This window comes from Flavihumibacter cheonanensis (assembly GCF_022352215.1).
GTDB lineage: Bacteria > Bacteroidota > Bacteroidia > Chitinophagales > Chitinophagaceae > Flavihumibacter > Flavihumibacter cheonanensis.
In genome coordinates, this window is the sequence record NZ_JAKRWF010000001.1 from 627235 (window position 1) to 648170 (window position 20936).

The 20936-nt window shown below is 45.4% G+C and carries 17 protein-coding genes; 12 read left to right on the forward strand and 5 right to left on the reverse strand.

Translation table 11 applies throughout. The features are described 5' to 3' along the window. Positions 1 to 19: 19 nt before the first annotated feature. The 6 genes from MD536_RS02775 (at position 20) to MD536_RS02800 (ending at position 7686) form a co-directional block, all read left to right on the forward strand. Complete coding sequence (locus MD536_RS02775) at positions 20 to 802, forward strand: carboxylesterase family protein (RefSeq protein WP_239595601.1); 783 nt, start codon at positions 20 to 22, stop codon at positions 800 to 802. A 15-nt stretch (positions 803 to 817) separates the two neighbouring features. Beyond that, complete coding sequence (locus MD536_RS02780; RefSeq protein ID WP_239595602.1) at positions 818 to 1381, forward strand: Tll0287-like domain-containing protein; 564 nt, start codon at positions 818 to 820, stop codon at positions 1379 to 1381. A 139-nt stretch (positions 1382 to 1520) separates the two neighbouring features. Further along, positions 1521 to 1904 (forward strand): hypothetical protein, encoded by a 384-nt coding sequence (locus MD536_RS02785; RefSeq protein ID WP_239595604.1) that lies wholly within the window; start codon positions 1521 to 1523, stop codon positions 1902 to 1904. A gap of 58 nt (positions 1905 to 1962) precedes the next feature. Continuing rightward, the gene (locus MD536_RS02790; RefSeq protein WP_239595606.1) at positions 1963 to 3075 is read left to right on the forward strand and encodes an efflux RND transporter periplasmic adaptor subunit; all 1113 of its coding nucleotides are present in this window, start codon (positions 1963 to 1965) and stop codon (positions 3073 to 3075) included. An 8-nt stretch (positions 3076 to 3083) separates the two neighbouring features. Next, positions 3084 to 6230, forward strand: coding sequence for an efflux RND transporter permease subunit (locus tag MD536_RS02795; protein ID WP_239595608.1), 3147 nt, complete (start codon positions 3084 to 3086; stop codon positions 6228 to 6230). Continuing rightward, the gene (locus MD536_RS02800; protein ID WP_239595610.1) at positions 6205 to 7686 is read left to right on the forward strand and encodes a TolC family protein; all 1482 of its coding nucleotides are present in this window, start codon (positions 6205 to 6207) and stop codon (positions 7684 to 7686) included. Before MD536_RS02795 ends, MD536_RS02800 begins: the two co-directional genes overlap by 26 nt. A 23-nt stretch (positions 7687 to 7709) precedes the next feature. Here MD536_RS02800 and MD536_RS02805 read toward each other — a convergent pair whose 3' ends face one another. Together MD536_RS02805 and MD536_RS02810 are read right to left on the reverse strand one after the other, a co-directional pair. After that, entirely contained in the window at positions 7710 to 8684 is a 975-nt protein-coding gene (locus MD536_RS02805; protein ID WP_239595613.1) for a sugar phosphate isomerase/epimerase family protein, read from the reverse strand. A 74-nt stretch (positions 8685 to 8758) separates the two neighbouring features. Continuing rightward, entirely contained in the window at positions 8759 to 10708 is a 1950-nt protein-coding gene (locus MD536_RS02810) for a peptide-N-glycosidase F-related protein (protein WP_239595615.1), read from the reverse strand. 142 nt (positions 10709 to 10850) lie between these two features. Here MD536_RS02810 and MD536_RS02815 point away from each other — a divergent pair, with 142 nt between their 5' ends. From MD536_RS02815 to MD536_RS02835, 5 genes are all read left to right on the forward strand, one after another. Continuing rightward, complete coding sequence (locus MD536_RS02815) at positions 10851 to 12698, forward strand: ABC transporter ATP-binding protein (RefSeq protein WP_239595617.1); 1848 nt, start codon at positions 10851 to 10853, stop codon at positions 12696 to 12698. A 106-nt stretch (positions 12699 to 12804) separates the two neighbouring features. Then, a complete protein-coding gene (locus MD536_RS02820; protein ID WP_234865943.1) occupies positions 12805 to 13227 on the forward strand; it encodes a DUF3276 family protein in 423 nt (140 codons plus the stop codon). A gap of 169 nt (positions 13228 to 13396) precedes the next feature. Further along, positions 13397 to 14098: a succinate dehydrogenase cytochrome b subunit gene (locus tag MD536_RS02825; protein ID WP_239595618.1), complete on the forward strand. Its 702-nt coding sequence runs from the start codon at positions 13397 to 13399 to the stop codon at positions 14096 to 14098. Between the two features lie 111 nt (positions 14099 to 14209). Beyond that, positions 14210 to 16183, forward strand: coding sequence for a fumarate reductase/succinate dehydrogenase flavoprotein subunit (locus MD536_RS02830; protein WP_239595620.1), 1974 nt, complete (start codon positions 14210 to 14212; stop codon positions 16181 to 16183). Between the two features lie 28 nt (positions 16184 to 16211). Then, positions 16212 to 16973, forward strand: coding sequence for a succinate dehydrogenase/fumarate reductase iron-sulfur subunit (locus tag MD536_RS02835; protein ID WP_239595622.1), 762 nt, complete (start codon positions 16212 to 16214; stop codon positions 16971 to 16973). A gap of 149 nt (positions 16974 to 17122) precedes the next feature. Here the strand turns inward: MD536_RS02835 and MD536_RS02840 are convergent, their stop codons facing one another. Together MD536_RS02840 and MD536_RS02845 are read right to left on the reverse strand one after the other, a co-directional pair. Then, complete coding sequence (locus MD536_RS02840) at positions 17123 to 17359, reverse strand: HP1242/YdcH family protein (protein WP_239595623.1); 237 nt, start codon at positions 17357 to 17359, stop codon at positions 17123 to 17125. Positions 17360 to 17456: 97 nt separating this feature from the next. Next, positions 17457 to 18194: a hypothetical protein gene (locus MD536_RS02845; protein WP_239595625.1), complete on the reverse strand. Its 738-nt coding sequence runs from the start codon at positions 18192 to 18194 to the stop codon at positions 17457 to 17459. Positions 18195 to 18398: 204 nt separating this feature from the next. Between MD536_RS02845 and MD536_RS02850 the strand changes: the two genes are divergently transcribed. After that, the gene (locus MD536_RS02850) at positions 18399 to 20039 is read left to right on the forward strand and encodes an ABC-F family ATP-binding cassette domain-containing protein (RefSeq protein WP_239595633.1); all 1641 of its coding nucleotides are present in this window, start codon (positions 18399 to 18401) and stop codon (positions 20037 to 20039) included. Here the strand turns inward: MD536_RS02850 and MD536_RS02855 are convergent, their stop codons facing one another. Beyond that, positions 20040 to 20918, reverse strand: coding sequence for a hypothetical protein (locus MD536_RS02855; protein ID WP_239595635.1), 879 nt, complete (start codon positions 20916 to 20918; stop codon positions 20040 to 20042). Positions 20919 to 20936 lie beyond the last annotated feature (18 nt).

Genomic DNA, 20936 nt, shown 5'->3' on the forward strand with positions numbered 1-20936 from the left:
TTAAGCATAAGCTTAAACGATGCGTATCTTCCTCTTTTTAATTTCATTTGCACTTCTTAGCACCGGCGTTCGTGCGCAGGATCTTACCCAATATGAAAAGAAAACCTTTATTAGCAGTCGCGGTGATACGCTGCCCTACAGGATTCTTTATCCTCTGAATTATGATGCCTCAAAAAAATATCCGATGTTCCTCGTTTTACATGGAGCAGGAGAAAGAGGTAATAACAATGAAGCCCAGCTCACACATGGTGCCAGATTATTCCTCGCGGATTCCAACCGGACACGTTACCCGGCCATAGTTGTATTCCCGCAATGTCCACAAAATAGTTTCTGGGCCAAAGCCAATGTAAACCGAAACACCACTCCTTTTGAGATCAGCTTTGATTACAGTGGTTCCGCCAGCGCACCTTTGAATGCAGCGATTGAATTGACCCGTCAATTGATAAAGGAAGGATCGGTTGATAAAAGAAAAGTTTATGTTACCGGTTTATCCATGGGGGGCATGGGGACCTTCGAAGCTGTTTACAGAGAACCTAAATTATTTGCGGCTGCCGGGCCCATTTCTGGAGGTGGAAATACCCAGGCATTTAATAAAAAAACAGCCAGAGTTCCCTTCCGTGTGTTTCATGGTGCAGCAGATGCGGTAGTGAATGTAAAACTATCGCAGGAAATGGTAGCCCGTTTGAAAGACTTACATGCAACAGTTGAATATTTTGAATATCCGGGTGTGAATCATAACAGTTGGGACAATGCATTTGCAGAACCCGATTTTATCAGTTGGTTTTATAATCGAAAAAAATAATCAGCCTGACAGTATATGAGAAACAGGTTTCATATTGCCTGGCTACTGGTAGTACTGGTGGCTTGCCAGTCGGAGCCCAAGGGCCGGCCGGATGCATATTACCTGAAAACCGGAGACAGTCTTTCCGCTGCAGCTTTTCAAACGATTCGGGGTGCTTTGCAAACTGCGATAGCAGATAGCGGAGTGGATAAAGCTATCCGATTCTGTCAGCTGAATGCCCTGGCATTAACCCACCAGTTAAATACAGATTTTATTAAAATAGAACGTCTGACGGAACGGTACCGCAATTCTCAGAACCAATTAACGGATGAAAGCAAAGCAATCTGGGATACTTATAAGACAAAACTTGCTGCGGGGGATTCACTTCAGCCTGTAGTTGTTCGTACGGCCAATCAGGTTGATTATTATAAGCCGATTTTACTTCAGCCAATGTGTCTTACCTGTCATGGTCAACCCAACTCCAATATTCCTGCTTCGCTGGTTGCAACCATTGATTCATTGTATCCGAATGATCTTGCTAAGGGTTTTTCCGTAGGTGAGCTGAGAGGCCTTTGGCAGATCCGTTTTCAATTGCCTTGATGTATTAAAACAAATTGTATATCAATTATATACCGCTGTCCTTAAGAAAACTTTAAGGAATTTTTCATGATATCATTGGTCAAATAGTGATTTCCGCGGTTTAACTTTGAAACGATTCAACAAACCCAGGACCGATATAATGAAATTACCTTTACAAAAAGGGTTAAGGGCTTTTATTGGCATGTTCCTGTTACTGATGTTACCGTTAGCAGGCACATTGGTAAAGCATTCAGCAGTCAAAAATAATCTTGACGCAATAAGTCATGCTGTGGTGCTGGAGAATTATGAAAACCTGGAAACAGATCTGAGTTTTTCTTCCCTGAGATTTGAATTTGGAAATTGGATTCCGGAAGCAATCCGGAGTGTTACTATCCGGATGACTCACCTTGCCTTTCCGGATAATGGGCTTGATATCTTCATTAAATTTATACCTGCGCTGGTTATCTTTCCACTCCACCAGCCGGAAGATTTTTCTATCAAACCTGATTTTGTTGGATATCTATTTCGCCTGAAACCATTTTGATGATCACTTGCCTATTGTGAAGCAAGTATTTTTTAAGTGATCATTTTAATAATTCAACATGACTGGACATTTCCGTGCAGCAGCGTGGGGCATCGTTCTTTTTTTATTTGGTTGTAGTACAAACGATAATAAAACAAAAATTGAAGAACCAGACCAGATTCCGGTAGTTAGACTGGCTAAGTCTGATACAACGTTGTATACTGGGTACGTAGCCGACATTCAGGCCGTACAAAACGTAGAAATCCGTGCCAAAGTGGATGGCTTCCTGGAACAGATTTTAGTAGATGAAGGACAGTTTGTAAAACAGGGCCAACCGCTTTTTCTAATCAATGTAGCAGAATATACGAATGCAGTAGCGAGAACGGAGGCACAATTGTCCAACGCGCATGCTGAAGCGCATGCAGCAGAATTGGAAGTTGGCAGGGTAAAAACGCTAGCCGATAAAAATGTAGTAGCTACTTCAGAATTGAAACTGGCAGAAGCCCGGTTGATGGCAGCTCAGGCAAAAGTGAAAGAAGCCCTGTCGGCCCATGACCTGGCCAACCTGCAATTAAATTACACCACAATCAAAGCGCCTTTTGATGGTATTGTTAACCGGATTCCGCTGAAAAGAGGAAGCTTGATTGAATCTGGAACATTGCTTACCACTCTTTCAGATAATCGCTCGGTTTTTGCTTACTTCAATGTGTCGGAAATAGAATACCTGCAATTGACAAAAGGGAATAAAGAATCATTAACAGAAACCGAGATCGTAAGCCTCATTCTCGCAGATGGAACGGTTTATCCGCAAAAAGGAAAAATCGAAACTATTGAAAGTGAATTTGATGAAAGTACCGGATCCATTGCTTTTCGGGCCCGTTTCCCGAACCCGCAGCGCCTGCTCAAACATGGCGCATCCGGCAGGGTACGACTCAGCAACATTGCTTCCGACATTGTAATGGTGCCACAGAAATCTGTTTTTGAAATCCAGGACAAACATTTTGTTTACGTGGTGGGATCGGATAAAAAAATCCATCAAAAACCATTTATGCCGGCACGTCGGGTGGCAGAATATTATATCGTGGCGTCCGGCTTGGATGCAGGAGATACCATCGTCTATGAGGGTATTCAGAACCTGCGGGATGGTATGACTATTAATCCACTTTTCACTTCGGTGACTACTTCTAATTAACTACAATAATGGTAGAAACTTTTATCCGGCGACCAGTATTGTCGCTGGTAATTTCCCTGCTAATAACGCTTCTGGGTTTGCTGGCATTATTTACCCTGCCCGTAACCCAGTTTCCGGATATCGTACCGCCTTCCGTGGTAGTTAGTGCCAAGTATACAGGTGCTAACGCCGAAGTATGTGCGAAAGCGGTGGCAACGCCTTTGGAGCGTGCCATCAATGGTGTGCCGGGTATGACCTATATGTCTTCTGTATCCAGTAACAATGGTAATACGCTGATCCAGGTATATTTTGAGGTGGGGACAGACCCTGACCTGGCAGCAGTAAACGTGCAGAACCGGGTAACAACTATCCTCGATGAATTACCGGAAGAAGTAATCAAAGCCGGTGTTACGACAGAGAAAGAAGTAAACAGTATGTTGCTTTATCTCAACCTGATGAGTTCCGATCCTGCAGCAGATGAAGACTTTATCTACAACTTTGCAGATATCAATATCCTACAGGAATTGAAACGGATTGATGGGGTTGGTTTTGCCGAGATCATGGGTCAGAAAGAATATTCCATGCGTGTTTGGTTAAAGCCTGATCGCATGCTGGCTTACAATGTATCGGCCGATGATGTGGTGCAGGCATTGCGCAACCAGAATATTGAAGCTGCTCCAGGTAAAGTAGGAGAGAGTTCCGGAAAGCAGACCCAGCCGCTCCAGTATGTGTTGCGTTATACCGGAAAATTTTTCGAGCCCAAACAATATGCGGAAGTAGTAATTCGATCCCAGGAAGATGGATCCCTGCTGCGTCTGAAAGAAATTGCAGACGTGGAGTTTGGAGCGATGACCTATAGCATGGTTTCGAAGACCGATGGCCGTCCGGCTGCTTCCATCATGTTGAAACAACGCCCGGGCTCCAATGCACGGGATGTAATCCAGGCCGTAAAAGACCGGATGGGAGAGTTGAAGGAAACCAGTTTTCCGCCGGGAATGGAATACAATATCTCGTATGATGTATCGCGTTTCCTGGATGCTTCAATTAATGAAGTACTCAAAACTTTGTTAGAAGCTTTTATCCTCGTGTTTATCGTGGTGTTTATCTTCCTGCAAGATTTTCGTTCTACTTTAATTCCAGCGCTTGCAGTACCAGTTGCTTTGATCGGTACTCTGGCATTCATGCAGCTGTTTGGGTTCTCTATTAACCTGCTTACCCTCTTTGCATTGGTATTGGCGATTGGTATTGTGGTGGATAATGCGATTGTAGTAGTAGAAGCCGTGCACGTTAAAATGACACAGGAGCACCTGCCGCCACTGGAAGCTACCATCAAGGCGATGAAAGAGATTACAGGCGCGATTCTGGCAATTACCCTGGTAATGTCTGCGGTGTTTATTCCGGTTGCCTTCCTGAGCGGACCGGTGGGAGTATTCTATCGTCAGTTCTCTATTACGCTTGCTATCTCAATTGTGATTTCGGGCGTGAATGCCCTGACACTTACGCCAGCACTTTGTGCTTTGCTCATGCGACATGATGAAGTGAAAAAACGCAACCTGCTAGGACGATTCTTCGAAGGCTTCAACAACAAATATGATAAAACAGAACGCTGGTATTCCAGGCTGATTCAACGTATCGCCGGCAAACGGGTGCTGACCTTCTCCCTTTTCCTGCTCTTCTGTGTACTGACATTTGGTATCATCAAAGTTTTGCCATCCGGCTTTATTCCTACAGAAGATCAGGGTATGATTTATGTGAATGTAACCACACCGCCGGGTGCTACTGTTGAACGTACCGAAAAAGTGCTGGATGAAATTCAAAAAGTAGCCAATGACCTCGGACCTGTTGAAACCATCGCTACCCTAGCGGGATTCAGCCTGATGAATGATGTGGCAGGGGCTTCTTATGGAATGGGTATGATCAACCTCAAGCCCTGGGATGAACGTACCGAATCTGTACAGGACATGATGGAGGAACTGGTTGCCAAAACCAAACATATCAAGGATGCACAGATAGAATTCTTCCCGCCGCCAACCGTACCAGGTTTTGGTAACGCAAGTGGATTTGAATTCCGGGTGTTGGATAAAACCGGAACCGGTGATCTGCAGCAAACTGCTGCGGTAACCAACCAGTTGATTGAAAAGCTGGAAGGTTCTCCGGTAATCAGTGGAGCTTTCACCAGCTTTGACCCCAGTTTCCCGCAATACCTGATTCATATTGATTATGAAATGGCTGCCAAAAAAGGGGTAACAGTGGACAATGCGATGAGTACCCTGCAAACTCTGCTGGGTAGTTATTACGCTACCAACTTTATCCGCTTTGGTCAGATGTATAAAGTGATGGTGCAGGCATACCCGCAATACCGCAAAAATCCGGATGATATTCTGCAGCTCTATGTGAAGAATAACCAGGGTGAGATGGTGCCGTATTCAACATTTGTTCAACTCGAACGAGTATACGGACCTGAACAATTGACTCGCTATAACATGTACACTTCCGCAATGGTTACGGGTGATTCAAAACCGGGCTTCAGTAGTGGTGATGCAATCAAAGCGATAGAAGAAGCAGCAGCTGATTTACCCCGAGGTTTTAGTTACGAATGGAGTGGTATGACACGCGAGCAGATCCTCTCGGGGAATCAGGCTGTATATATCTTCCTGATCTGTCTGGTCTTCGTATACCTGCTGCTGGCAGCTCAATATGAAAGTTTCCTGTTGCCATTACCGGTGTTGTTGTCCTTGCCTGCCGGGATATTCGGAGCCTTTTTTGGATTGTGGGCACTCGGATTGGAAAATAATATCTATGCGCAGGTTGCCCTGGTAATGTTGATTGGGCTGCTTGGCAAGAATGCCATCCTGATTGTTGAATTCGCGATTCAGCGCAGGGAAGAAGGTCGCTCTGTGCTGGAGGCGGCAGTCGAAGGTGCTGCATCACGTCTGCGTCCGATCCTGATGACCTCCTTTGCATTTATTGCGGGCTTATTGCCGCTTTGTCTTGCTTCCGGTGCCGGTGCTATGGGTAACCGTTCCATTGGTACTGCAGCAGCTGGTGGTATGTTGATCGGTACACTCTTTGGTGTGCTGGTAATTCCCGGATTGTATGTGCTTTTCGCAAGTTTGCTCAAAGCGCCGGTTAAGAAAAAAATTACAGAAAATGAAACAATTGACGGTGATGCATAAACGAAGTATGAAACTCCTGGGTGGCACCCTGGTGGCAGTCCTTTTTATGGCTGCCTGCAAAGTGGCTGCTCCTCCGGCTTTACCGGATGTAAAACCTTTACCACCAGAGTTTCTGCCCAAAACGGATACCAGTGCCTCCATGATGGACAGTACCTCTGCGGGTAATTTTCACTGGGATGTTTTTTATAGTGATTCATTGTTGTTGCAACTGATCGATACGGTATTGAAAAATAATCCGGACCAGCAAATTGCATTGCAGCGGGTGGAAATCATGAACCAGTTGGTAAACCAGCGCAGAGCCGCTTTTCTGCCTTCTTTCCAGGGAGTGTTAAGTGGTGGACTGGATCGATTTGGTGAGTATACAATGAATGGTGTGGGTAATTTTGATATGAATTTATCGCCCAATCTTAGTAAAGAGCAGATTGTTCCTAACCCGGTACCTGATTTATTTATAGGAGTCCGTAGTCATTGGGAAATTGATATCTGGGGTAAACTCAAAGCCCAGAAAAAAGCAGCCATCGCCAGGCTGATGGCAGCCGAAAATGGCAGACGTTATCTTACCACGCAACTGGTAGCACAGGTTGCATCCCTTTACTATGAGCTGGCTGCCAGTGATATTGAACTGGATATCATCCAAAATAATATCAAACTGCAACAACAGGCATTGGAAGTGGTGAAAGTGCAGAAGGAGGGTGGCCGTGCTACCCAACTGGCGGTACAACAGTTTGAAGCACAGTTGTATCGTACACAATCACTCGAGTGGATGATGAAACAGCGGGTGGTGTCTATCGAAAATCAACTGAGTGTGCTGGCTAACCAGTATGATCAACCGATAAAGCGGCAGAAGTTTTCTTTTCAGGATATTACTCCTTCACCTTTACCTATTGGATTTCCAGCGGATGTATTGTTAAGTCGCCCGGATATCAAAGAAGCAGAATTAAAACTGCAGGCGGCTAAAAGTGATATTGAAGCCATCCGGGCTGCCTTCCTACCCGCCCTCACATTGCAACCTATGGTTGGGTTACATTCATACAATGCCTCTAAGTGGATTAATCCGGAATCATTGACCTGGGGCATACTGGGCGGACTAACTGCGCCATTGTTAAATCGCCGGCAGTTGAAAGCCGATTTCAACATTTCAACGGCTGAGCAGAAAATTGCATTCAACAGTTACCAGCAAACGCTGGTGGTAGCGTATAATGAAATTAGTACACAGATGAATAACTGGTCGAATCTGAGTCAGCAGTTTTATCTGAAAGAAAAGGAATTTAATGTGTTGTCAACTGCGGTGCAAACAGCTAGGGATTTGTATGTGGGAGGCTATGCGAATTACCTGGAAGTGATTACAGCACAGAAAGGAGTATTGGATGCCGAACTGGAATTGGTGGATACCCGCTTAAAAATGATGCAGGCTAAAGTTGATCTTTATAGAGCATTAGGAGGAGGATGGCAATAAGCCATCCTCGCTCATGTAGTTTATCAGGCCAGTTCCATGCCAACTTTTTCAAGCAGGGCCTTGGTTTTACGGATGCCTTCATCTTCACTTAACACTTCTCCTTCGTACTCGATACCGATATAACCAGTAAATCCAGCAGCTTTTACAATCTGCAGCATTTTCTTATAATCTGTTTCGGTTTCATTTCCCTGTGCATCAAAATCATGTGATTTGGCACTTACGCCCTTGGCAAAAGGCATGAGTTCGGTAGTACCCTGATAGCGGTCATACGCTTCCAGGCAGTTGCGCCAGTTGCCCGGTTCGCGTTTGATACAGAAGTTGCCGAAATCTGGCAAGGTTCCCACATTGGGTTTGTTGACAGCCTTCATCACGCCAGCCAACCAGGCACCATTGGAAGAATATCCCCCATGGTTTTCAACAATTACATTGATACCTACTTTTTCTGCGTATTCACCCAGGCGGCTTAATCCGTCGGCTGCTGTTTTGGCAATTTCCTCTGCGGTTCCTTCACCTGCGGCATTCACCCGAATGGTGGCACAACCCAGGTGTTTGGCAGCATCCACCCACTTGTAATGGTTTTCTACTGCCTTGATGCGTTCTGCTTCTACTTTGTGACCAATATCTCCCTCACCATCGATCATTATGAGGTGATTTTTTACATCATTGTCACTGCAGCGCTTCAGCATTTCATTCAGGTAATTGGTGTCCTGGGCCTTGTCTTTGAAGAACTGGTTTACATATTCCACTACACCGATACCAAAATCTTTTCTGGCTTTGGCGGCGAAATCAAGATTGTCCATTTTCTTTTCGAAAAGGGTTTTGTGCAGCGACCATTGAGCCAGGGAAATCTCAAAGAATAATTTTTTGGCAGCCTCAGTAGTGCCGGATTCAGCAGTTTCGGTTTTTTTCTCATCCGAACTGTCCAGGCAGGATACTCCTGTAACTCCTATGGCAAGGCCACCCATTAACTTAAGAAACTGTCTGCGTTGCGATTGCATGTTTGTTGAGTTGTTGGTGATAAATAAGGACAGAATTTACAACTATTTTTATTGACGATGTTCAAGTTCCGGAATTATTGACGAAAAACAATTCGTAATCGTTTATTAAATACCATTTTCCCTTTCACCCATACCTGAACATAATAGCGCTGTGCCGGCAGGTAACTCATATCGTACTGGAAAACACCTTCCTTCAGGTTTTCATACACATGTTCTTCCACCAGTTGGTTACCAGGGTCGGATATAAAACGAACTGTCACTTTTTCTGCAGTATTGCTGAAATAGTCGAGGGTAGTGGGTCCGGCACTCATGGTAGGGTAGAGGCCAACAGCGGGTGTTTCCACAGGAGCCTGGTGTTGGGTGGAATCCTGGACCACTTCGAATGCATAAAACAGGCTGGTTCCGAAATCCGATTCAAAGGGATGCAACATCCGGCGCTGGTGATCTAACAGTCTGGCATAACCGCGACCGCCCCGGCGATTGAACCAGAATTCCAGTCCGTCTCCTGCAGTATCTTTTACCTGTAAGGTATAGATTCCCGGTTGCAGTTGCCATTGCTCCTGGTACAGGCTGTCTGCTTTGAGTTCACCTTCTTTTCGTTGCTGAACAATTTCATTAGTTGAATTGGTCAGGGTATAGGAATTGTGTTCCGGTTGCCGGTTGGTCTTAAACTGGAAAACCAGGCTGGCACCATGCTTTGGTATGGCGTTGAAAACGCTGCTCATACTATTGTCCGGAAGGTAGCCATCTTGTCTTCCATTAGGGCGATTAAGTTCAACCTGGAACTCATTTTCACCTGGACCTGATACAATAATACCAGGCAATTTCACGATCGCTGTTTCGCCTGGCTTGAGTTCTCCTTTCCATTGAAAGAGCTGGCGAACTTTACCCTTTGTGCCATAACTGATTTGCAGGGTTTTTAGCAATTCGCCACCCAGGTTGCGAAAAGCAATTACCGGGTGTACACCAGCCGGGTTGATCCTTGAATGAATGTCTTTATTGGAGGGAACGATAATATCTTCCATAGCTACATCCTGCTTGCTTCGATAGGCTCCATATTCCACCACATAGGCGGAGATCACTTCAGTTGCGCTGGGCTTGGGTGATTGATATGGCTCCATGTTGATATCCACTACATTTTTTCGGTTAGGCTGGATGGTTAGTTCATAACTGTCGGCATGTTTCAGCTCTCCCGGGCACCAGTAGGCGCGATCAATTACCCAGGTGCCGGCTTGTGGATAGAGGGGATTATCTCCGCATTTCTGCCAGATATCCCGTTTGTCGATCAACTGACCATTGAATAGCACTTCGCGGTACCGGCTGCAGAATTCCCCACATCCTGCAGGGTCCATACCATGACCGGTCTGGTAAACCAGCAGGCGGGCATTCCGGGTTTTTGAATCTGAGGTAAAGCTGACCGGTTTGAGTGCCGCTTCAATTGGTTTGCTGCTATCGCCATAGGCATAATGACCATCATAAACCCGGTGAATGGCAACCGGGGGAAGGGCAGGAGGTCCGGGTGTAATTTCAAATTGTACGGTGATCTTCCAGCCCCGGTCGTTATTGGGTTCATAACCCGCATGCCGGTATTCCACTTCCACGCTATCGCGCAAAAGCAGGCTGAAATCAGTAAGGTCTGTGGCCCATTCAAAATTCCAATTCTTCCCAAAAGCGCCACCATAAGGGGTAAGCATGCGCCCGATTTCATAACTCAGATCCGGTGCATTTTGTCCTCCTTTACGCCGGATCAGTATTTGGTCCATATAATCCCAGTCGGCGCACCTCAGCGTATCCGGACAACCAAACTTTACAACCATACGGATTTTACGAATGGGTATAGTGGTGGCAGGAAATTTTCCCCATCCGAGGTAGGTATTAATGCCTTTTGAAGGATCGGTAACCACTGTGATCTTATCATGAGTGGTGATGGTTTGGATCGCAGTTTTCTGTGCAACAGCATTCATGGACAACAGTACTGAGAGGACTCCCAGTAACAATAGGGTAGTATAGTAGCGTTTCATCATACCGCAATATCCCAAACCCCTTTCAACTCCGCCTCCTTAATTTTGCTCAATCCTTCCATTCCTCCTTTCCTCCCTTCTCCTTTGTCCCCTCTTCCATGCCTCCCTCTTCCATTCTTCCCCTTTCCCTTAAATTTGCCCCTTCATGAAACACCTCAAAAGTCTCAATCAATATCTCTGGAAGTATCGCTGGCGGTTTTTCCTGGGCATATTGTTTATTATATTATCGAACTATTTCAGGATTCTTGCACCCCAGATTACCCGATTTGTTATAGATGCGGTGGAGCAGCAACTGCCGGGATACCAGGGCGCTAAGAAAACAACCTACGACTGGGTGGTTTATTTCCTGGTGGAACATACCCGCAACAAAGATTTTGGCCAGTTGGTACTCTTGTGCGGAATCGTATTGCTGGCTACAGCTATTTTGAGTGGCTTCTTCATGTTCCTGATGCGGCAAACGATTATTGTGATGAGCCGCCACATCGAGTTTGATCAGAAGAATGCGATTTACCGTCATTACCAGCAGCTCGATCTCAGCTTTTATAAAAAGAACCGGACCGGGGATCTCATGAATCGCATAGCCGAAGATGTAAGTCGGGTTCGGATGTATACGGGACCGGCTATCATGTATTTTGTCAACCTGGCCTTTACCATTAGTTTCTGCCTGGTATACATGTTACAGGCCAATCCCAAATTAACCCTGATCGTATTGTCTCCTTTACCCTTACTGGCAATCACTATTTACAAAGTGAATACTATCATTCACCGCAAAAGCGAACGAATCCAGGCATTGCTTTCCAAACTGACAACTACAGCGCAGGAATCCTTTTCGGGTATCCGGGTCATCAAATCTTTTGTGCAGGAAAAAGCGCAGCAGGATTATTTTGAAAAAAACAGTGAGGAGTATAGGCAGAATACCATCGGGCTGGCTAAAATGGAAGCGATCTATTTCCCCACCATGGCCCTGATGATCGGGATCAGTACCCTGCTGACCATACTTATAGGAGGCATCTATGCCATGCAACCGGGTTCGAATGTAACAACCGGTATGCTGGCTGAATTTGTGATGTATATCAACATTCTTACTTTTCCTGTCAGTGCTATTGGCTGGACAGCCAGTATGATCCAGCGGGCTGCTGCTTCCCAGAAACGAATCAATGAATTTCTGGATACAGAATCCCGGATACAACAACCGGTTGACGCAAAGCATCCCGAAATCAAAGGCAATATCAGCTTTGATAAGGTTGATTTTACGTATGATCACACCGGAATTAAAGCAATCAAAGGCTTGAGCCTGGAGATTCGCCAGGGAGAGAAAGTGGCTATTATAGGTCGTACCGGAAGTGGAAAAACCACACTTGCCCAGTTGTTGCTGCGATTATTCGATACCAATGCAGGAACCATCAGCCTGGATAATGTGCCGGTTACGGAGATTGATTTGAAACACCTACGCGAAAAGGTCAGCTATGTTCCCCAGGATGTTTTCCTCTTTAGTGATACGATCCGAAATAATATTGCTTTTGGAAAGGACGAGGCAGATGAGCAGGAGGTAGAACAAGCTGCCCGAGCAGCCAGCATCCACCAGGAGATTATGAGTTTCAGTCAGCAGTACGATATGGTGATTGGAGAACGTGGCGTTACACTGAGTGGTGGTCAGAAACAGCGCATCAGCATCGCGCGGGCCTTATTAAAAAATGCTCCGATCATTATCCTGGATGATTGTCTGAGTGCAGTGGATGCCAAAACAGAAAAAACCATTATTGCCAACCTGGCTGGTTACCTGGAAGGAAAAACATCCATTATTATCACCCACCGGATCTTTTCCCTGTTTTCCTTTGATAAGGTTATAGTTATGGAAAATGGCCGGATTGCAGCTACAGGAACACACGAAGAATTGCTGAAAACAAGTGAATATTATCAGTATCTATATGAACATCAGCAGGAAGAAAAAGAAGATGAGACCGAAATAACCGGGGTACGAGAAAACACTTAGTGTAGCATAAAAGTTTTCTAAAATTTTGCTAATTCACAAACAACCCTATATTTGCTCCTACATTATTCGCAAGCATATTTTTTAAACTGCAAATAAAATAACAACTGTGGCGTACGAGAATAACGACAAAAAGATGGAGAGCGTTTACAGTAAGCGCATCAGAGCCGGTAAAAGAAGAACGTACTTTTTTGATGTAAGAGCTACCCGTAGTAATGATTACTACCTGACCATTACCGAGAGTCGTAAGAAATTTGATGATAATGGGTATGATCGTCACAAGATTTTCCTGTACAAAGAAGATTTTAATAAATTCTTAAAAGCATTGACTGAGGCGGTTGATTTCGTGAAAACCGATCTCATGCCCGATTTTGATTTTGATGCGTATAACCACGACAACCTTGAAGAAGGGGAAGGCCTTGAAAATGGTGACCAGGAAGTTGTTGCCGTAGCTGCTGCTGCACCTGTGGTAAACAATGTATCCAGTGTTCCCCCATCTGCAGGCGCAGATGAAGAGGTTGATAAGTGGTAATGTTTGACCAACCAATTGCTTATTCATGGCGGCCTGCTTTTTGCGGGCCGCTTTTTTTGCGTTATAAATGTTTGTAATACAAGCAGTAACCACAATAAATTCTTAACAATATTGTTAAAGGGAAGCCTTCAATAGCTAAATTTGCACAAATCATAAACACTAGTGCCGTATGCAATGGTCTGAATTCTTCACCTCATCGGTTGGCAAGAAATTCGTAATGGGGCTTACCGGTTTATTCCTGATTTCTTTCCTTGTTATTCATGTTGGTATTAATGCAACCATTTTTGCCGATCTGGTTGATCCCGATGAAAATGGTGCCATGTTTAATAAAGCAGCTCATTTCATGGGTTCAACTGTATTGATACGTATCCTTGAAATCGGACTATTTGCCGGAATCATTCTCCACATTGTACAGGGTTACATGCTGGAAGCCAAAAACCGCAGTGCCCGTTCAGTTGGTTATGCAGTGAACCTGGGCAATCGGGGCAGTAAGTGGTACAGTCGCGCTATGGGCCTGTTGGGAACCATCATCCTCCTTTTCCTTATCATTCATATGGCTCATTTCTGGGTAAAGGCCAGGATTACGCATACACTTGCTCCAGTTACTTATAATGGAGTTGAAATGCACGATATGTTCAGCGAAATGAAAGCTGTATTCTCAGAAGGATGGGTAATTGCAGTATATCTGCTCGGTTGTATTTCCCTGGGTTATCACCTGGCGCATGGATTCCAAAGTGCTTTCCGAACAGTAGGAGTACACAACAATAAATACAATTCGCTGTTGGTTAATCTGGGATATGGATTTTCCATTCTCGTTTCTCTTCTTTTTGCACTTATGCCGGTAGCGATGTACTTCGGATGGGTAGGATAAGAAGTGAAAGGTGAAAGGTGAAAAGTGAAAAAGAGAGAATAAAATCAACAAAAGCGAGGCAAACAAAAATTGCCGGTTAATTTTCAGGATAACTTATCTAATTGTCGATATATGCTCAACTCAAAAATTCCTGCCGGACCTTTAGATCAGAAATGGACAGAATTTAAAGGACATTGTAAACTGGTGAACCCGGCGAATAAAAGAAAGCTGGAAGTGATTGTTGTGGGAACCGGATTGGCAGGTGCTTCTGCTGCTGCTTCCCTTGGAGAACTGGGATACAAAGTGAAAGCTTTCTGTTTCCAGGATTCACCCCGCAGGGCGCATAGTATCGCGGCGCAGGGTGGTATCAATGCTGCCAAGAACTATCAGAATGATGGAGACTCCGTGTTCCGTCTCTTTTATGATACAATTAAAGGTGGTGATTACCGGGCACGTGAAGCAAATGTACACCGGCTGGCAGAAGTGAGTGTGAACATCATCGACCAATGTGTAGCACAAGGTGTTCCCTTTGCCCGTGAATATGGTGGCCTGCTTTCCAACCGTTCTTTCGGTGGAACACAGGTACAGCGGACCTTCTACGCTGCCGGACAAACCGGTCAGCAGCTCCTGATTGGTGCCTATCAGGCCCTGGAGCGCCAAATCGCCCTGGGTAATGTTGCGATGTACAACCGCCATGAAATGCTGGATGTTGTAAAAATAGATGGTAAAGCACGAGGTATTATTGTTCGTAACCTGGTAAACGGAAAGCTGGAACGTCATTTCGGTCATGCTGTACTGTTATGTTCCGGAGGTTACGGAAACGTATTTTATCTTTCAACCAATGCGATGGGCAGCAACGTAACAGCTGCCTGGAAAGCTCATAGAAAAGGTGCCTATTTTGGAAACCCCTGCTTTACGCAGATTCACCCTACCTGTATCCCGGTTAGTGGTGACCACCAGAGTAAGCTAACCCTGATGTCAGAATCACTTCGTAATGATGGTCGTATCTGGGTTCCCAAAAAGCAGAACGATACCCGTCGCCCGAATGAAATTCCGGAAGAAGAAAGGGATTATTACCTGGAAAGAAGGTATCCAGCATTTGGTAACCTGGTTCCCCGTGATGTGGCCTCCCGTGCCGCCAAAGAGCGTTGTGATGCAGGTTATGGCGTAGGTTCATCCCGCCAGGCTGTTTACCTTGATTATGCAGATGCTATCCAGCGTTATGGAAAAGCAGAAGTAAACAAGCGTAATATCCAGGGTGCAACTGCTGATCAGATTACCCAGTTAGGTAAGGATGTAGTAAAAGAAAAATATGGTAACCTTTTCGACATGTATGAAAAGATTACCGGAGAGAATCCTTATGAAGTTCCGATGCGTATTTACCCCGCGGTACACTACACAATGGGTGGTCTCTGGGTGGATTATGAACTGATGACATCGGTACCGGGATTATATGCCCTGGGTGAAGCCAACTTCTCTGATCACGGAGCGAACCGCCTGGGTGCATCAGCACTGATGCAGGGATTGGCAGATGGTTATTTTGTGATTCCTTACACTATTGGTAACTATCTCGCAGATGAAATTCGTACACCAGCCATACCAACCGATCATCCGGCATTTGTAGAGGCAGAAAAAGAAGTAGCAGATCGCATCAACCAACTGATGTCCATTAAAGGATCTCAAACAGTAGAAAGTTTCCACAAACGGCTGGGTAAGATCATGTGGGACAAATGCGGTATGGCGCGTAGTGAAGAAGGATTGAAGCAGGCAATTGAAGAAATCCGCCAGCTGAAAAAAGAATTCTGGTCTGATGTTCGTATACCCGGTAGCGTTACTGAAATGAATCCGGAGCTGGATAAAGCCAATCGCGTTGCTGACTTCATCGAATTGGGTGAATTGATGTGTATTGACGCTCTGAACAGAAGAGAAAGCTGCGGTGGTCATTTCCGGGAAGAAAGCCAGACAGAAGAAGGAGAAGCGCTGCGTGATGATGCGAACTTCTCTTATGTAGCTGCCTGGGAATATGCAGGTGAGCACAACTGGAACCTGCATAAGGAAGAACTCAACTTTGATGTGGCCAAGCCAACTCAACGTTCTTATAAATAATCTGAATTATTAAACAACCATAGTTGATATGGAACACTATACTATGAACCTCACCCTGAAGGTGTGGAGACAAAAGAATAGCCAGGAGAAAGGAAGATTTGAAACCTATCAGGTTAAAAACATTTCTTCGGAAATGTCTTTCCTGGAAATGTTCGACGTGTTGAATGAAGAATTGATCCGTGAAGGAAAAGAACCCATTGCTTTTGATCACGATTGCCGCGAAGGAATTTGTGGTATGTGTTCTATGTATATCAATGGAAAGCCCCATGGTCCCTGGCATGCGAATACTACCTGCCAGTTGCACATGCGCGCTTATAAAGATGGCGATACCATCGTGGTAGAACCCTGGAGAGCAAATGCTTTCCCAGTGGTAAAAGACCTGGTGGTGGATCGCAGTTCTTTTGACCGCATTATCCAGGCGGGTGGATACATTTCCGTAAACACTGGTAACGCGGTGGATGCGAATGCGATCCCGATTGAAAAAGACAAGGCAGATAATGCATTTGCAGCAGCTGCCTGTATCGGATGTGGTGCATGCGTAGCTGCCTGTAAGAACAGTTCGGCGATGTTGTTCCTCTCCGCCAAAGTTTCTCACCTGGCATTACTCCCCCAGGGTGGACCTGAGCGCAAAGGCCGTGTACTGAATATGGTGGCGCAGATGGATCGGGAAGGTTTTGGTGCCTGTACGAATACAGGTGCCTGTGAGGCAGTTTGTCCGAAAGAAATTTCCATTACCAATATTGCGCGGTTGAATGCTGAGTATATTGGTGCGGGATTGGTAGTAGAGTGAAAGGTGAAAAGTGAAAGGTGAAAGATATTAGCCGCTCCAGGTGGGGCGGCTTTTTTATTGGAGAGATTCAAATAAAAAACCAGGCCGCTTCCAAATCTGGAGGCGGCCTTTTATTGGTTGTTTTAGGGTGTCTTCTCTTCTTTCACCTTTCACTTTTCACCTTTCACTTTCTGATACAGCTCATCTTTCAACTTCACACGTTTCATCCTCAACTCATTAAGGAAATGATCGTCGGCGGGTTCAATTCCATTTTCTATTCTTTCTACCTGGTGATTGGTTTCGTTATAGTCTTCGTAGAGCTTTTTGAAATGGGCATCACTGGCTTTTAATTCCTGGATTTTATCCTTCAATTCTGGGAACTCGTTCAGAAAAAAATGTTTATCCATAACTACTGTTTAGATGGCTAAGATCAGGTTATAATCCAGCATGGCAACTGACTTTAATAGGTCGGAGGGGTGAGTTTGGTCAGGTTCACTGACATGTTTATACGATCTGTTTGCGATCCAGTTTTTGGAGTAGTTGCGGCCTTGTGTTCAGCAGGAAGGCGAATACTGAAACAATCAGTGTGATGGAGGTTCCGATATTTTTAAGCCGCACAAAAGTTTGTTGATCCGGAAAGGAATTGCTGATAAAGTAAATACTGTTGCCAAACCAGAATAGGGTATAGAGTGCAGCAAAGAAGACAAGCCAGCGGAACATGCTTCTGTTGTCTTCGGTCTGAGATTTTTCAACATCCAGTTTGAAGGCAGCCAACCTGGCAAGTATGAGCAGGAGGTAAAATAATCCAAACAGAATAAGTGCCGGCTGGTAGAAGGAGGGTTCATCACCAGCAAGAAAAGATTCCATAAGTACTATTTTTTCTGCCTTAGCTGCCACGTAGAAGGGCAGAAGGTATACCACAGAAAGAATAGCTGGAAGGAAATGAATCCAATCGGTTTTTGGGGTAAACGCTTTCCCAGTACTAACGGAGCGCACATAGAGATAAATCAATGGTGCGGGTACAAAGTAAAGGGGTAGGATGCTGCCCCAGAAAATCGGCCAGGACCGGATACCACCTGTTTCTATCAGCAGGTTATTGATCGAGAACAAGGTGAAAAGCAAAAAATACAGCCCTAGGAAACGGCAACAGAGTCCATTTTTTCGGAACCCCAGCACCAGCCGGAGAATGGCAGCTAGTCCCATTAGGATAGCTCCAGAAAATATTAGCTGGTTCGGGTTCATAACTGATTTCAACGGCAATATCTAAATATTCCACTTAGGGCCTCCCTGATTTTCGACCAATCCCCCCAAATCTTCGCCCAACGACATACTTCCCAGCCTCCTTCGTCTCCAGTTTCCTTTGTTTCCTCTTCCTTTCCTCCCTCTTCCATTCTTCCTTTCCTCCTTCTTCCGTACCTTTGCGCCTCCAAAGAAGGAGATTCTATCATGATTTCAGTTAACAACGTCACATTATCATTCGGCAAAAGGGTTCTATTCGATGAAGTAAACCTCAATTTCACCAAGGGGAACTGTTATGGTGTGATCGGTGCCAATGGTGCCGGCAAATCGACCTTCCTTAAAATACTCTCCGGGGAAATCGAACCCTCTAAGGGATCTGTGAGTATTAGTCCCGGTGAACGCCTGGCCGTTCTGAAGCAGAACCATTTTGCTTACGACAATGTCACTGTGTTGAACACCGTATTAATGGGGCACCAGAAAATGTGGGAAGTGATGCAGGAGCGGGATGCCATCTACGCGAAAGCTGATTTCAGTGAAGAAGATGGCATGCGTGCCGGTGAACTGGAAGGTGAATTTGGAGAAATGGGCGGATATACTGCCGAAAGTGATGCAGGCAGCCTGCTCAGTGAACTGGGTGTACCTGAATCATACCACCAGAGCTTGCTGAAAGACATCCCCGGTAACCTCAAAGTTCGGGTTTTATTGGCCCAGGCTCTTTTCGGAAACCCGGATATCCTGCTGCTCGATGAACCGACTAATGGTCTGGATATTGAAACTATCAGCTGGCTGGAGAACTTCCTGGCAGATTATGAAAATATCGTACTGGTTGTATCCCACGACCGTCACTTCCTGGATGCCATCTGTACCCATGTTGCCGATGTGGATCGCCAGAAGATCAAAATCTTCACAGGTAACTATACCTTCTGGTATGAGAGCTCCCAACTGATGAGTCGCCAGATCAACGATAAGAACAAGAAGGTTGAGGAGAAGCGTGCCGCGCTCATGGAATTCATCGCCCGATTCAGTGCGAATGCCTCCAAATCCAAGCAGGCAACAAGCCGGAAAAAGGCCCTCGAGAAACTAACCATTGAAGAGATTGAACCTTCCAACCGTCGTTACCCAGGTATTATCTTCCAGCCCCTGCGTGAGGTTGGAAACCAGATCCTGAATGTGGAAAAACTGAGTGCATCAGTTGATGGCCGTGCGCTGTTTAACAATGTAAGCTTCAGTGTAAATAAAAATGATAAGATCGCGATCCTGAGTAAGGATCCCCTGGCAGCAACTGCTTTTTACGAAATCATCAACAATAAGCGCAAAGCGGATAAGGGTAGCTTCGAATGGGGTACTACCATCACCAGTGCTTACCTGCCGGTTGAAAACAATGAATTCTTCACAGAAGGTTTGAGTCTGCTGGAATGGCTGCGTCAATATGTGCCACCACATGTTACAGATGCGGATGAACCCTTCCTGCGCGGCTTCCTGGGCAAAATGCTGTTCAGCGGAGATGATATCATGAAGAAAACCAATGTACTCAGTGGTGGTGAAAAAGTGCGTTGTATGGTAAGTCGCATGATGTTGCAGAATCCCAACCTGATCATGCTGGATCAGCCTACCAACCACCTCGATCTGGAAAGTATCCAGAGCTTCAACGAAGGCTGTCAGAACTTCCCAGGCATTGTATTGCTGACATCACATGACCATACCTTCATGCAAACTGTGGCCAATCGGATCATTGAACTTACACCCAATGGTATTATTGACCGCCTGATGAGCTTCGATGAATACCTGGAAGATGACCGGGTTAAGAAGCTGAAGGCTGAACTATATGGCGAAGGCGTTCCGGCTTAATTAAAGCCGGAAGCTGACTCCTGATTGAACAGCACCATAGAAATTGCCAGCTGATAAACGCACAAATCCTGTAGTACGGCGTACGGTAAAATGGAAGGTGTTATTGATATAAAAGGGTGTGAAGTTATTATAGGTGAATTGTTCATAGTTGAGCAAACGATGTAAGGAGGACCCTATCGCCAACTGATAACCAAGTCGCACATCCGGATTTCGGGGCTTGAATATCCACTCAGTAAATCCACCCAGCGTTAGATGTGTATTTCGGCGGTCTGAAATTTCTACTACCGAATCAGGTAATGCCAGTCTTGTTTTGTAATAATCGCCGAACTCTCTGCCGAAGCTGGTTTCCAGGCCAAAAACCCGCCATTCCACACGGGTTCCAAGAGGAATCACTACTGCCAATCCGGCTGTTGAGCCCACAGAAGCGGTAAACTTATTACCTGTTGGCCCATCAAAGTAAATAGGCTCCCCGGTTACCGGATCGTATTTGACGTTGTTGTCATAAGCGCCACCGGAAATATCATAACTGCCCACACTGCCATGCAATCCCGCATATCCCTGGAGATTTTTTCCTAATTGTCCGGCTACATGATACTTGCCCTGGAAAATATAAATCGCATCAGCCAGCCAGTCGTTGGAGCCGCCCAATGTTGCTGAAGCTGTGAGATAATGAGCTGTTTTCTTCTCATCCGAAAGAGTCGGCATCACATGGTAAGTATTTTGCTGATTGGTATACGGACTTCTAAAAATTGTTCGGGTAGTACAGGAAGCGCCGAATAGCAGACACAAAAACAGGCTAAACAGGGTGTTGGAAGGAGTCAAACGCATCCATCTTTGACAATTGCGCCAGGAAGAGCGCTGCATGGCTATATTGGGCAATAATCAGTTAATTTTATC

Excerpts from the sequence above, each read along its gene's own strand:
- MD536_RS02775 (WP_239595601.1), top strand. The coding sequence starts at position 20 with ATGCGTATCTTCCTCTTTTTAATTTCATTTGCACTTCTTAGCACCGGC.
- MD536_RS02780 (WP_239595602.1), top strand. The coding sequence starts at position 818 with ATGAGAAACAGGTTTCATATTGCCTGGCTACTGGTAGTACTGGTGGCT.
- MD536_RS02785 (WP_239595604.1), top strand. The coding sequence starts at position 1,521 with ATGAAATTACCTTTACAAAAAGGGTTAAGGGCTTTTATTGGCATGTTC.
- MD536_RS02790 (WP_239595606.1), top strand. The coding sequence starts at position 1,963 with ATGACTGGACATTTCCGTGCAGCAGCGTGGGGCATCGTTCTTTTTTTA.
- MD536_RS02795 (WP_239595608.1), top strand. The coding sequence starts at position 3,084 with ATGGTAGAAACTTTTATCCGGCGACCAGTATTGTCGCTGGTAATTTCC.
- MD536_RS02800 (WP_239595610.1), top strand. The coding sequence starts at position 6,205 with ATGAAACAATTGACGGTGATGCATAAACGAAGTATGAAACTCCTGGGT.
- MD536_RS02805 (WP_239595613.1), bottom strand. The coding sequence starts at position 8,684 with ATGCAATCGCAACGCAGACAGTTTCTTAAGTTAATGGGTGGCCTTGCC.
- MD536_RS02810 (WP_239595615.1), bottom strand. The coding sequence starts at position 10,708 with ATGATGAAACGCTACTATACTACCCTATTGTTACTGGGAGTCCTCTCA.
- MD536_RS02815 (WP_239595617.1), top strand. The coding sequence starts at position 10,851 with ATGAAACACCTCAAAAGTCTCAATCAATATCTCTGGAAGTATCGCTGG.
- MD536_RS02825 (WP_239595618.1), top strand. The coding sequence starts at position 13,397 with ATGCAATGGTCTGAATTCTTCACCTCATCGGTTGGCAAGAAATTCGTA.
- MD536_RS02830 (WP_239595620.1), top strand. The coding sequence starts at position 14,210 with ATGCTCAACTCAAAAATTCCTGCCGGACCTTTAGATCAGAAATGGACA.
- MD536_RS02835 (WP_239595622.1), top strand. The coding sequence starts at position 16,212 with ATGGAACACTATACTATGAACCTCACCCTGAAGGTGTGGAGACAAAAG.
- MD536_RS02840 (WP_239595623.1), bottom strand. The coding sequence starts at position 17,359 with ATGGATAAACATTTTTTTCTGAACGAGTTCCCAGAATTGAAGGATAAA.
- MD536_RS02845 (WP_239595625.1), bottom strand. The coding sequence starts at position 18,194 with ATGAACCCGAACCAGCTAATATTTTCTGGAGCTATCCTAATGGGACTA.
- MD536_RS02850 (WP_239595633.1), top strand. The coding sequence starts at position 18,399 with ATGATTTCAGTTAACAACGTCACATTATCATTCGGCAAAAGGGTTCTA.